The following is a 12,798-nucleotide window of genomic DNA, read 5'->3' on the forward strand; positions in this document are numbered from 1 at the left end:
CGACGGCCGCATCGAGGCGACCGACGTCGAGTCGGTCACCCGCTGACCCGCCGCGCGGCGCACGCGCTGTTCCGTCCGACGGGCGGAGACGCCGTCGCGTCCGCGGAGAGTCGCAGAGGGCCGTTACGGAAAGGATTATACGCGGCACGCCCGGCATATGTGGGTATGAGTGTCGAGTTACCGTTCGCCCCGGTCGACACGATCATCCGCCGGAACGCTGGTGACCTTCGGGTCAGCGCCGACGCGGCGGAGGAACTCGCCCGTCGCATCCAGCGACACGGCTCGGAACTCGCCATCGACGCGGCGGAGCGAGCCCACGAGGACGGCCGAAAGACGTTGATGGCGGCGGACTTCGACGTCGAGCAGGTCGTCCCCCGGGACGAACTCGAACTCCCCATCGCACCTATCGACCGCATCGCCCGTCTCCGTATCGGCGACCGGTATCGAGTCTCGATGGACGCCCGCATCGCACTCGCGGACATCCTCGAAGACTACGCCGACAACGTCGCGGGCGCCGCGGCGAAACTCGCTCGACACGCCGACCGACGCACGATACAGGCAGAAGACATCGAGACGTACTTCGCCCTCTTCGAGTAGATGCAGTTCGGCTACAGCGAGACTTGTCTCGCACACGACACCGGCGAGCGTCACCCCGAGACGGCCGACCGTCTCCGCGCCATCCGACGAGCGCTGGCCAAGCGTCACGGCGTGGAGTACGTCGAAGCGACCCGGCGGACGACGAGGACGTGGCGTCCGTCCACGAGGACGACTACGTCGCCGAGATTCGCGGGTTCTGTGAGGACGGCGGCGGCAACTGGGACCCCGACACCGTCGCCTCCGCGGAGACGTGGGACGCCGCCCTCGCCTCGGCGGGCCTCGCACAGTGGGCCGCGCGGAAGGCCGTCGAGGGAGTGAACGGCCGCGACACCGCGTTCTCACTGGGCCGACCGCCGGGGCACCACGCCGTCGAGGACGACGCGATGGGCTTCTGTTTCGTCAACAACGCGGCCGTCGCGGCCCAGACGGTCATCGAGGACGACGGCCTCGACGCCGAACGCGTCGCCATCTTCGACTGGGACGTCCACCACGGCAACGGCACGCAGGACATCTTCTACGACCGCGGCGACGTGTTCTACGCCTCGTTCCACGAGGACGGCCTCTACCCCGGGACCGGCCACGTGGACGAAATCGGCGAGGGCGACGGCGAGGGGACGACGCTGAACGCACCGCTCGCCGCCGGCGCGGGCGACGCCGACTACGACCTCGTCGTGCGCGAGGTGCTCCGGCCGGCCATCGAACGGTTCGACCCGGACCTCTTCATCGTCAGCGCGGGGTTCGACGCGCACCGCCACGACCCCATCTCGCGGATGCGCGTCTCCACGGAGGGCTACGCGCAACTGACCGACAACGTCCGGGCCATCGCCGACGACGTGGACGCCGGACTCGCGTTCGTCCTCGAAGGCGGCTACGGCCTCGACACGCTCTCGGAGGGCGTCGCCATCGTCCACGAGACGTTCGACGGGCGGACGCCGATGGCGGTGGACGAAGAACCCGACGACAAGGCGAAGACGCTGGTCGGCGACGTGAAGGACGCTCACGGACTGGACGACTGAGAACGACCGGGCGAAAACGACCGGCCGACAGGCGACTGGACGGCCGAGAACCGACCGGACTGCCGACGGACCGCGCCGGCGGTCGACTACGGCCGCGGGTCGAAGTACCGCGCGAGTTCGACGCCGAACGCCTCGGCGAGTTTGCCGACGTCGTCGCCGACGAGTACCTCGTACCCCTCTCGAAGCTTCTGCTCGACGTTCGCGCCGAGTCCCACCTCGAACAGCGTCTCGCTTCGCAGGAGGTCGGCCGCGTCGGTGAACTCGCGTTCCCGTTCGACGACGTACCGGTCGCCGTTCAGGAACGGGCCGTAGGCGTCGCCGTCGGCGTACGTCTCGTAGAACCCCTCGGCGTGGTCGCGGACGTGGACGGGCGGGCCGTCGTGCCGCGCCACGTTCGGGAGCGTCCGGTGGGTGAGTTCGACCAACAGGACCGCGTCGTCGTCGGCGAACGTCGTCGACCGAATCGGCGCGAACCCCCGCCGGCCGAGTTCGGATTCGCGCCCGCGATGGACTTGTACAGTTGGGGGTACAGTTGGTCGTCCACGACGTCGGGCGCGTCGAACACGACGGCCACCGGCGTCGTCCCGCGTCGTCGCACGTGGTCGCGGACCGCCGCGGCGGACAGCGGTTCCGGTTCGTCGTCGACGAACAGTTCCTCGCGGGGGTCCGCGAGGAGTTCGCGGGCGTAGTGCTGCAGTCGGGCGACGTTCTCCGCCGAGCAGACGGCGGCGACGTTCCGCGTCGAGTCCGTCGGGTCGACAACGACGAGTGGGTCGTCGAACGACCGCGTGCCGTGGTCCTCGGGGTCGAGTTCGACCGGCGGGTGCCAGTCGGCGGCGGCGCGAAGCAGCGACTCGAAGCTCCCGTACTCGAGGACGAGGAGTTCGGTGAGATACCCCGAGAACCCCTGCGTCCGGAGGTTGCTCCCGTACGCGCCGATGCCCTTCAGGAACCGCTTGAACACCCGCACGTCGGCGGCGAGTTCCTCGTCCAGGCGCGTGCGGAGGTACTCGTTGTGGTGCGGCGTTCGGTCCACGGCCGACTGGATGGCGGCCCCCTCGTCCACGTCGAAGCACGGCACCAGGTCGACGTCGAAACCGTCGAACTCCCCGACGACGTACGGGTGTTCGGCGTACTCCTCGTGGCCCTCGGGGAAGACGGCGTTGCCGACGGCGAGTCCGTAGCGTTCGAGCGACTCGCGGTCCACGTCGTCGGGGAAGCGGACGAACAGGTCGATGTCTCGGTCGCCCGAGAGCCACGTCCCCCGGGCCGTCGACCCCACCTGAATCACGTCCGCGTCGACGGGTACCTCGTTCAGCGCGTCCTCGACGCGGGCCGAGAGCGCCTCGACCGCTTCGCGGAGCGCCGTTCGCTCGGCGGCGTCCGGGTCGATTCGTTCGCGGACGCGGGCGACGACGCGCGACAGGTCCTCGGAGTCCGACTCGGCCATTGCTGCTTCGGCGTTGTCCGTGACCGGGCGAAAGCGTGTCGGTGGGGCCCCTTTCGGACGCACGCTGACACCCCGCACGCGCGGGGCAAAACGAAAGCCCTATCAAAGTTCCTCGGTGTACGATAGATTGCAGTCGCACGCCCCCGAGCCGTCGTAGCTCAGTTGGTAGAGCACCTCGCTGTTAACGAGGTGGTCCCAGGTTCGAGTCCTGGCGACGGCGTCAGTTTCTCCGTGGATTCCGCCGGCCAGTCGTTGCTCCGTCGGCCGGTTCCTCGGCGGACAACGACAACGCTAAAGAGGTGCCCGCGGAAACTGGTGAACGAATCGGGCCCTTAGCTCAGTCTGGTTAGAGCGCTCGGCTCATAACCGAGTGGTCGATGGTTCGAATCCGTCAGGGCCCATACGAGTGTCCGAGCGTCAGCGAGGACCGAGTGTGTACCGCTGACGATCGAACCCGACGAGACCGAACAGAGTGAGGTCTCGGCACGGTTCGAATCCGTCAGGGCCCATAAAAAAAAAAAACCCGCGAGCGACGGCGACCGGCGCTTCGACGCTATTCTAACGAGTCGAGTCGCGCCGCCTCGCTAGGACTCCTCGTCGGGGTCGTACTGGGACGCCGTGCGCAGGTGTAGCCCGACGCCGAGGGCGGCACCGACGGTGGCCAGTCCGACGGTGCCCGCGGCGACGCCGACGCCCATCGGCGTCAACTCGTCCACCGGCCCGTCGCCGACGAGGACGACGCCGCGCATCCCTCGGTCGCGGTACGTCGTACACTCGTACGTCGAGAGGCCGTCGCCGTCGAAGGCGAGGGCGAACTCGTGGCCATCCCCATGTCCATGTGTCGCGGAGTCTGGTAGTGGCAGTGGTAGAGGTGCGTGCCGGCCACGTTGGCGGTGAACTCGTACGTGTGCGTCTCGCCGGGTTCGACGGTGACGCCCGTCGTCGTCGGCACGCCGTCGTTCTCCCACGTCTTCCGCAGGCCGTGGACGTGGAACGTGTGCGGCATGTCCATCTCCGTGTTGTCGAGAGTGACCGAGAACGTCTCTCCCTCGGCGATGCGGAGAATCGGGCCGGGGACGGAGGGCGTTCCGTCGTCGGCCTGCCACGCCCACACGACGGGGAGCGTGATGGGGCCGTTCATCGTCTCGCCGGGGTGGACGTGGTGGACCGCGCTTACGGACTTCAGCGTCACGTGGTTGTCTCGGTCGCCGAGTTCGACCACCTCGGGCCGGCCGGTCGTCGGGAGGTCGCCGGCGACCGACTGCGCGGCCGACGCGTCGACCCGCGTCACCGTCGGCGTCGAACTCGTCAGGCAACCGGCGGAGGCGAACAGGCCCGTCGACCCCGTCGCGGCGAGAAACTGTCGTCGGGAGATTCCGTCACCGGGGGCACCGATTTCGTTCGTCATAGCTCGTAGTTATCCGTAGAGGGACATATTCACTGAAGCAAACTCTCACCCACCGAGAAACAGAGCATTTAATTGCTGTAGAGCAGCCCTCGCGGGCTACTAGTTCACGAACGAACGTGACTTCCCGGAGAGTGATAATGATACGATATGAGACAACTAGCGGGGCTGAGTCCCCTCGTGGGCCGTCTCCCGTCAGGCGTCGGCCGTCGTCTCGTCGTCGTCGTTCGACGCATCGGACTCGTCGGTGTCGTCGTCGTCTTCTTCTTCGCTCGTGTCGGTCTGGGAGTCGTCGGTGTCGTCGTCGTCCGCTTCTTCGCTCGTGTCGGTCTGGGAGTCGTCGGCGTCGGCGTTCTCGGAGCCGCCATCATCTGCGGCGGCTTCGTCCGCCCGTTCGTCTCTGTTCGCCTGCGTTTCCGCCGCCGCGTCGTTCTCCGCTGCCGACTCGGCGTCACTCGTCTCCGCCGTCTGCGTGGCGTCCGTCGTCTCGGTGGTCTCGGAATCCGCCGACGCCGTCTCGGTGGCCTCCGAATCGGTGGACTCCGAATCGTCGTCCTCGCCGCTCACCGTCTCCGTCAGTATCTCGGTCACCGTCTCGGTCAGCGACTCGGTCGGCGAGTCCGTCGACTGGGCCGTCTCGGGTTCGGCGTCCGTCGGTTCGACGGTGGCAGTCTGCGTTTCAGTTTGCGTCTCGGTCGTTGTGGCCGTCTGTGTGTCGGTCGTCTCGGTCCGCGTTTCCGTTTCCGTGTCGGTCGTCTCGGTCCGCGTCTCTGTTGACTCCGACTGCGTGCCCGTCGTCGTCTCGGCCGGTTCGGCTTCGCTCTCGGCGTCGTCGCCCTCGCCGTCGTCCTCAGCGTCGTCGCCCTCGCCGTCGTCCTCAGCGTCGTCGCTCTCGTCGGATTCCGTCGGTTCCTCGGTCGCCAGCGGGTTCGGCTCGAAGAACTGCCAGAGGCCGGTGTAGCCGTGCTGGGCGTTCGTCGCTAGCTCCTCGTAGCGCGCCCGCTTGGAGAACGAGTGGTCGGACACCTGCGCGTGGCCCTGTTGGACCAACTGCTCGTTCAGCGTGTCGCCGCCGGCGTCGAGGTAGACGAGGAGCCGACCCTGCGAGTCGCGGCGGTCGGCCGCGGAGTCGACGCGAATCGTCACGCGTTCGCCCGCCACTCGCTCGCGCGTGAAGTCGGTCGCCTCACTGACCCACTCGTCGAGCCACTCCTCGCCGCCGTCGTCTGTGGGCATCCCCTCGAAGTCGTCGTCCTCGTACTGCCCGTCCGGCACTTCGACGCCGACGAGTCTGATCTCGTCGACGCTCCCGTCGGGGAACTCGACTCGCAGCGTGTCCGCCTCAACCACTTCGACCACCGTCACGGTCCACTCGGTCCGGTTCGCGTCGTCCGGGGACGAATCGGACGTGGACGTCGCGCCGGGCGTCGCGGTCGTGGTCGCGTTGGACGTCGAGGTCATCGTCCCGTTGTCGGCGCTGTCGTTCGTGCTCTCCGGTGCGGCGTTCGACTGCGCGCCGGTGTCCGTGTCCGCCGACGAATCGTCGTCGTTAGAGTCGTTAGAGTCGTTAGAGTCGTTAGAGTCGTTAGAGTCGTTAGAGTCGTTAGAGTCGTTAGAGTCGTTAGAGTCGTTAGAGTCGCCGTTGGAGGCGTCGTCGTCTGAGTTATCGTTAGCGTCGTCACCGGAGTCCGCAGACGCGTCTGTCGGTGAACTCGTCCCCGCGTCCGCTTCGTCGCTCGCACCACCGCCCTCCTCGCTCGCTTGCGCGGTCTCACCCTCGGCGGCCGCCTGCTGCGCGTCGGTGGCGACGTCCGTCGTCGAAGCCGTTCCCGAGTCGGTCGCCGTCTGTGCGTTCGCCGTGGAGACTTGCGTCTTGACGTCGCTGTCGTTGGAGGATTGCGGTCCCGCAGACGTGCACCCCGCCGTGATGAGCAGGAGAGCGACTGCGAGCGCTGCTAGCCGGGACATGCTGTACCCGACCGACTCCCCCGCGGACCATATAATTCAGCATAATCTCCGGTGATATAATGTCTCGTTATACACACAGTCAACTTTTACAGTATAAATTATCGTCGCGGGCGGCTGTTCCCGTTTCAAGAGTGTGGATTAACGAACAGTTTTCGGCGGTCATTCGACGGTACTCGCTCCGCCCGCCGACAGACCGCCGTCCGGGCCGTCGTTCGGCGCGGACCCGATGCGGGGCCCGTCACACCCACGCCGACTACGCCAGCGTCACCGTCGGCATGTCGAGGAACGCCGTCTCGTACCCCTCGTGGCGTGCGACCTGTGGCGGCGTCTCGACGCGCAGTTCCGCCGTCTCGCCGTCCGCGAGTCCGGGCGCCGGCGCCCCGTAGTGGAACCCGAGTTCGGGGTCCAGTCCGGCGCCCAACGGGCCGTCGAACGACGCCCCGCCGTCGATACTCGCCTCCAGCGCCATGCCGGGGAGGACCAGTCCGTTGTGCGGCGTCCGCGGGGAGACGACGACGTACGGGTCGTCGCCGAACCGGTCGGCGGAGACGACGCTTCCGAGGAACGCCGCGTCGCCGCTGGTACCGCGTCCCAGCGACGCGCCGGGGAGGGTCTCGGGGGCCCGTCCGACCGGAATCGACGCCATCTCCATCGGTCTGACCGCGCCGCGTTCGCCCTGCGTGTCCGCCAGCGACTCCGACGTGATGTCGTTCAGCGTCCGCGTGGCGAACTCCAAGGCGACGGTTCCGGTCGCCGGGTCCGCGAACCGCCCCGCGAACGACCCGAAGCGGTTCGCGTCGAGGCCACCGACGCTGACTTCTACCTCGTACGTTCCGTCGCCGTCGAGCGGAAAGTTCGCACCGTAGTGGACGCCCATCCGCTGGGAGAGCATCGGGTAGACGACTTCTTGACTCACGAGTTCGCCCCCGCGACGGATGGCCACCGACAGTCCGGTGTTCGGGACGACCAGTCCCGTCTCGGGTTCCCACACCGACACCATCAGGTGGACGCTGTCCTCGGCCGTCGCCGCGACGCGCTTCGTGACGAACGCGCCGTCGTCTCGCTCGACGACCCAGAACCGGTGCGGATAGGAGTACGTCACCGCGGCCTGCAGGTCGCCGACGGCCGTCGTTCCCGCCATCTCCATCGAATCCACGTGCGTCGGGACGTAGACGGCCGCCGGCCGGTCGGCGACGACGGGCGGTTCCCTGCTCCGCCGTTCCAGCAGGTCGGGAACGCCGATGCACCCGGCGAGACTCCCGACTCCGGCCGCTCCCGCGGCGGAGAGAAATCGTCGTCGGTCCATGCAGGTTCGCAGACGGTTGCGCGATATACCCCTTCTGGTGTACGTGGCGAACCGCGGTGGACACACTCTTGACCACCGGCCTCGGAGCCTCCGTATGGACGCAGAGAGTCGGTCGCCCCTCGACTGGAAGTTCGCGGCGGCCGGGTTCGCGCTGCTCGTCGTCGGGGTGGGCGTGGTGACCGAACGCCCCCTGCTGTCACTCGGAGCGGCGTCCCTCCTCCTCCTCGCACTCTCGTTGGTCTACCCGTTCGCCCGGTTCGCGGGCGAGACGAACCCACGAGAGGGTCGGCGGTAACCGCCGCCCTCGGGCGGTCCGACTCGCCCGGCGAACGCGACCGAATCGCTCGCGAACGTCCGTCTCGCCGACGCTCGCCGGCCCCCAAGAGTTATCCTGACCGAACGTTCAGTTGAAGCATGGAGCGGAACTCACGGAAACGGCCGTGGCTCGCTGCCGCCCTCGGGACGCTCGCGACGGGAGCCGGCCACGTCTACCTCCGCAGGTGGAAGCGGGCGTTTGGGTGGTTGGCAGTCGCCGTCGCCGCCGCCGTGTTGCTCGTTCAACCGGCGGAGATGCAGGCGTTCGTCGACGGGACCGGCCCAGTCGAACCGCTGTACCCCGTTCTCTCCATCGTTCTCGCGAGCGCGTTCGACGCGTATCTGGTCGCTCGCGCCCAGAACGAAGCCGCTCGCCGTGCCGTCGAACCCGACGGAACCATCACGCACTGTCCGCAGTGCGGGAAGGAACTCGACGGCGACATCGACTTCTGTCCGTGGTGTACCGCCGAACTCGACGAGTTCCGCGTCGCCGACGCTCCGGAGTGAACTGAGGGCGGCCGCCGCCTCACTCCACTGGGAGGAGACCCGCCCCGGCGGCGATTCGCTCCGGGTCGTCCAGGTCCCGTGCCAGTCGCTCGCGCCGCGCTTCCAGTTCTCGGTAGGCTTCCGTCCCGGTGTCGCCCCGGAACGCGGTCATCTTCGCGACGACGGAGAGATATCGACGGGCCTGCTCCGACCGCGGCGTCAACAGGTCTTCGACCGCTTCGGCCAACTCCGTCGCCGTCACCGGCTTTCTGACGTACCGGTCGAACGGCACCGACAGCGCCGCCTCGTCGAGGCGGGCGGACGCGAGGAGCGCGACCCGTATCTCCGGATACTGGTCTGCGATGCGTTCCGCGACGTGTTCGCCCGAGACGTCCGGCATCTTCCGGTCGAGGAGGACCACGTCCACGTCCTCGCCCACCGCCGCCAGTCCCTCGGTGCCGTCGTTGGCCGCCCTGACCTCGAACCCCGACAGCATCGACGCGTACATCTCCGTCAGGCGCGGGTCGTCGTCCACGACGAGGACGACGGGCGACCCGTCGCCACGGTGCCGGTCAGCCCACCGGCCGAGGTCCGAGAGCACGGCCGCGAGTTCGCGCCCCGCCGCCGTCGGCGTGTACTCGACGCGGAGGGGGCTCGTCTGCAGTTCGTGCCGTTCGACCAGTCCGTCGTCGACGAGGTCCGCCAGCGCGTCGTTGAGCACCTTCGCGGACACGTCGAGTCGCCGTTCGAGGTCGGAGAAGCCCGCCGGGCCGTCGGTGACGAGTGAGTAGACGACGGCCGGGTGCCACTTCTTGCCGACGACTGCCGCCCCCTCGAGGACGGCGCGGAGCGACGGGTCCCGGTCGGTCATTCGTCCGTCTATCAGTATCTCTCCTGATAACGATTTCTCTCGGTGGGCTGCGTCGAAAGGAGTGTGACGCGCGACGGAACCGGGACGGAAGGGGATGGATGGGGGGGTGGGTCGATGAGGTCGCGTGACTCCGTCGCGCCGAAGCCTCCACCGTGCCCGACGACGTGGTGACGCTTCGCAGTGTGGTCGAGTCCCACAGGACCGGCGTCGTCGGCATCTCGACGTTCTCGGTATCTATAAAAAACTCTTGGCTAACCCTGAAGTGCGTGGGTACTTACTTGGAGGTTAGTCGGTCACGCGGAGTTCGACGACCACCGTCGCGTCGGCGTCTTCGACCCGGACGTCGCCGCCGTAGGCGTCGACGAGCGTCTTCACGAGAAACAGGCTGATTCCCGTGGCGGGACTGTCCAGTTCGCTCTCCCCGAGTGCGCGTCGCCGTCGGCCGTCGGGGTCCGTCGCCCCGCCCTCGATGCGGACCCGAACGGTGTCGCCGTCGCGTTCGCCGGCGACGCGAACCGCCGGGTCCGTCCCGGCGTGGTTCGCCACGGCGTCGTTCAGGAGGTTGCGGAACACCGACTCGAGCAGCGAGTTCGCGGCGACGCGGCACGTCGGCACCTCGTCGAGTTCGACGACCGCGTCGCCGAACGTCTCGCGTCGGGTCTGGACCGCCCTGCGGAGGACGGGTTCGAGGCGGGTCGGCTCTACCTCCTCCGTCCCGTCGCCGACGATTATCTCCACCGCGTCGCGGGCCACGTCGGTCAACTCCAGCGTCTGCCGGCCGTTGTCGAGGATGCGGTCGAGGACCTCCTCGTCGTCCTCGTCGACGGCGTCGCGCAGGACGTCCGCCCACCCGACGACCACCGACAGGTCGTTGCGGATGTCGTGCGTGAGGACGCGCGTGAGCGTCTCCAACTGCGCCGCCGTCGACCCGTCCGTTCGGGCACGCTCGCCGGTTCGGTCGGCGCCGTCCGCGTTCGCGGCCGCGACGACTCGCCGTTCGAGCGTCGCCGCCTCGTCGGATACCGTCCGCGTCGTCTCCTCGGTTCCCGCTTCCTCGCCTGTCGCGTCCCCGACCACGTAGTCCGACGCGCCGGCGCGGAGGGCGTCGCGCGCCACCGCCTCGTCTCCGACGGCCGTGTAGACGACCACCGGTAGCGACGGGTGGGCGTCACGCAGTTTCGAGACCACACCGACGCCGTCGCCGTCGGCCAACGCGTAGTTGCAGACCACGCAGTCGTACGTTGCCGGGTCGAGGTCCGACGCCGCCGGAGAGGCGACGCCGTCGACTTCCACTCCCCGCGCCCCCGACTCGAGGCGGTGCGGCGACACCGCCGTCGGGTCCTCGTCCCCCTCCACGAACAGCACTCGCACCCGTCTGTCCATGTCTGGTAGAGTTCGATGGGATACAAAAGTCCTCACGACCCGCGAGTGACACGTCGCGCCCGCGCCGAACCGACTCGCCGGCGACGCGCCGGCCTCAGTCGTGCGTGGCGAACGCCGTGAAGTCGTCCACCGGCATCACCGAGTAGTCCACGCTGAGGGTGTCCTTCGTCGCGCGAATCTTCCCGACGAACGTGGAGATGTCCTCCAGTTGACCCTCGAGGACGAACAGTTCCATGCAGTAGTGCTCGCCGACGTGACTGTGGAAGTTGGAGGCGACGAACCCTTCGTACTCGTGTCGGAGTTTCATCATCCGTTCCTCGACGCTCGTCGTCTCGTAGTCGAAGATGACGGTGACGACGGCCATCAGTCGGCGGTCTTCGAGGCGCCTGTCCTCGAACTCCCCGAGGAGGTTCCGTGCCGCCTCGCGGACGACTTCGCTCCGCCCGGTGTAGCCGTGTTCGTCGGCGAACGTGTCGATTCGCTCCAGCAGTTCCTCCGGCATGGAGACGCTGACGACTGTCATGTATTAAAACAACGCCGCAAATATATTAAGGATTGTTACACGAGCGCTCCCGACGATGCGAGAGTCTCGTACGCCGTCGATTCGGTCCGAACGCTCTCGGGGACGCTCCACTCGAACTGCCGTGAACGATTCTGAACTTTTCTCCGACAGATGGTTTTGTTCGTGACTGCTTCAGTTCCTTTCTTCTCGCTACTACAAGAATATAAATCAGGACTAAGGGTCAGGAGTCCGAACCCTCTGACGAGATGCCACACCAAGTCGTCGCCAGCGACTACCACATGGTCCGGCCGGAGATACTCCGACGGACGCTCGACGGGACCGCGGCGGTCACTCTGGCCGACCTCGGTTCGACGGACCGTCTCGTGGACGCCTGCGAACGGGTGGACGCCGACGCCCTCATCACCGACATCGCGACGCCCGTCACCGAGGAGGCACTCGCGCGTCTGGACCTGTCCGTGGTCGCCCGCGCCGCCGTCGGGTTCGAGAACATCGACGTCGCCGCCGCGGAGGAACACGGCGTCGTCGTCACGAACGTCCCCGGCTACTGCACAGACGAGGTGGCGACGCACAGCGTCGCCCTCCTCCTGTCGGCCGTCCGGGCCATCCCGGAGGTCGATAGCCGCATCGGCGCCGGCGAGTGGCCGGAGGCCGACTCCACCGCCAACGAGATACACCGCCTCCGCGGTCGGACGCTCGGGTTCGTCTCCTTCGGCGCAATCGCCCGCCGCGCCGCCGAGATGGTCGGCGGGTTCGGCCTCGACCTCGTCGCGTTCGACCCCTACCTCGACGACGGCGCTCTCGACGACCTGTCGGTCGACGTCGAACTCGTGGACTTCGAGACGTTGCTGGACCGGTCGCACTACGTCTCGGTGAACGCGCCCGCGACGCCGGAGACGCGGGGGATGTTCGACGCCGAGGCGTTCGCCCGGATGCGCGACGACGCCGTACTGGTCAACACCGGCCGAGGGGCCGTCGTCGACGAGGACGCCCTCCTGACGGCACTCGACGCCGGCGAACTCGACTGCGCCGCCCTCGACGTGTTCGAGTCCGAACCGCTCCCCGCCGACTCGCCGCTTCGCGACCGAGCGGACGTCGTCGTGACCTCCCACACGGGTGGCACTCCGTGGAGGCCAGCGCCGAGGTGAACGAGACGGCCGCCGCCGACGTGCGCCGGGTGTTGCGGGGCGAGACCCCCGAGAACCGCGTGGACCCCGACTGGGTCTGAGGCGGCGTCTCGGAGCCGGAAACGGGCGGTTCTTCAGTCCCGTACGTACGTGTCACGCACCGTCTGCGCCAGCACGCTCTCGCGGTCGAAGACGATGTAGACGGCGAGGAACGGTTCGTCCGCCGGTCGCAACACGAACACCGCGCGGGGTTGCTCCGCCTCCGACGGCAGTTCGACGCGGTCGCTCTCACCGGTCTCGACGCGGCTGACGAGGGGGTCGAGGGGGCGCACGCCGTCGCGGAACTCCGCGAAC

General features: G+C 67.9%; 10 protein-coding genes, 2 tRNA genes and 4 pseudogenes. 7 read left to right on the forward strand and 9 right to left on the reverse strand.

The features are described 5' to 3' along the window. Positions 1-165 precede the first annotated feature (165 nt). Entirely contained in the window at positions 166-597 is a 432-nt protein-coding gene (locus GJ632_RS12665; protein ID WP_089804696.1) for a histone family protein, read from the forward strand. Next, positions 598-1,613: pseudogene (locus GJ632_RS12670) on the forward strand (histone deacetylase family protein). An 86-nt stretch (positions 1,614-1,699) separates the two neighbouring features. On the opposite strand, the pseudogene cca reads toward GJ632_RS12670, so the two are convergent. Beyond that, positions 1,700-3,063, reverse strand: a pseudogene (cca, locus tag GJ632_RS12675) (CCA tRNA nucleotidyltransferase). A gap of 147 nt (positions 3,064-3,210) precedes the next feature. Here cca and GJ632_RS12680 point away from each other — a divergent pair. Further along, positions 3,211-3,283: transfer RNA gene (locus tag GJ632_RS12680), tRNA-Asn, on the forward strand. A gap of 106 nt (positions 3,284-3,389) precedes the next feature. Continuing rightward, positions 3,390-3,464 (forward strand) — tRNA-Ile (locus tag GJ632_RS12685). A 183-nt stretch (positions 3,465-3,647) separates the two neighbouring features. Here the strand turns inward: GJ632_RS12685 and GJ632_RS24770 are convergent. From GJ632_RS24770 to GJ632_RS12705, 4 genes and pseudogenes are all read right to left on the reverse strand, one after another. Continuing rightward, a complete protein-coding gene (locus GJ632_RS24770; protein WP_255473565.1) occupies positions 3,648-3,779 on the reverse strand; it encodes a hypothetical protein in 132 nt (43 codons plus the stop codon). A gap of 107 nt (positions 3,780-3,886) precedes the next feature. After that, positions 3,887-4,471, reverse strand: a pseudogene (locus tag GJ632_RS12695) (multicopper oxidase domain-containing protein); the annotation flags it as partial. Positions 4,472-4,663: 192 nt separating this feature from the next. Beyond that, entirely contained in the window at positions 4,664-6,436 is a 1,773-nt protein-coding gene (locus GJ632_RS12700) for a thermonuclease family protein (protein ID WP_191453162.1), read from the reverse strand. Between the two features lie 253 nt (positions 6,437-6,689). Continuing rightward, entirely contained in the window at positions 6,690-7,742 is a 1,053-nt protein-coding gene (locus GJ632_RS12705) for an iron transporter (RefSeq protein WP_191453163.1), read from the reverse strand. Between the two features lie 94 nt (positions 7,743-7,836). Between GJ632_RS12705 and GJ632_RS12710 the strand changes: the two genes are divergently transcribed. Continuing rightward, positions 7,837-8,037: a hypothetical protein gene (locus GJ632_RS12710; protein ID WP_089804736.1), complete on the forward strand. Its 201-nt coding sequence runs from the start codon at positions 7,837-7,839 to the stop codon at positions 8,035-8,037. A gap of 119 nt (positions 8,038-8,156) precedes the next feature. Continuing rightward, positions 8,157-8,564, forward strand: coding sequence for a hypothetical protein (locus GJ632_RS12715; protein WP_089804738.1), 408 nt, complete (start codon positions 8,157-8,159; stop codon positions 8,562-8,564). Positions 8,565-8,583: 19 nt separating this feature from the next. Here the strand turns inward: GJ632_RS12715 and GJ632_RS12720 are convergent, their stop codons facing one another. From GJ632_RS12720 to GJ632_RS12730, 3 genes are all read right to left on the reverse strand, one after another. After that, on the reverse strand, positions 8,584-9,414 hold the full coding sequence (locus tag GJ632_RS12720) for a winged helix-turn-helix transcriptional regulator (protein ID WP_191453164.1): 831 nt from the start codon (positions 9,412-9,414) through the stop codon (positions 8,584-8,586). A gap of 285 nt (positions 9,415-9,699) precedes the next feature. Then, complete coding sequence (locus tag GJ632_RS12725; RefSeq protein ID WP_191453165.1) at positions 9,700-10,797, reverse strand: hybrid sensor histidine kinase/response regulator; 1,098 nt, start codon at positions 10,795-10,797, stop codon at positions 9,700-9,702. 94 nt (positions 10,798-10,891) lie between these two features. Beyond that, positions 10,892-11,320, reverse strand: coding sequence for a CopG family ribbon-helix-helix protein (locus tag GJ632_RS12730; protein ID WP_089804743.1), 429 nt, complete (start codon positions 11,318-11,320; stop codon positions 10,892-10,894). A 245-nt stretch (positions 11,321-11,565) separates the two neighbouring features. Between GJ632_RS12730 and GJ632_RS12735 the strand changes: the two are divergent. Beyond that, a pseudogene (locus GJ632_RS12735) lies at positions 11,566-12,545 on the forward strand (C-terminal binding protein). A 33-nt stretch (positions 12,546-12,578) separates the two neighbouring features. Here the strand turns inward: GJ632_RS12735 and GJ632_RS22150 are convergent. Then, positions 12,579-12,798, reverse strand: a 220-nt coding sequence (locus GJ632_RS22150; RefSeq protein WP_343161159.1) for a DUF6663 family protein, incomplete at its 5' end; no start/stop codon positions are given.

Source organism: Halogeometricum sp. CBA1124 (assembly GCF_009741955.1).
Lineage (GTDB): Archaea > Halobacteriota > Halobacteria > Halobacteriales > Haloferacaceae > Halogeometricum > Halogeometricum rufum.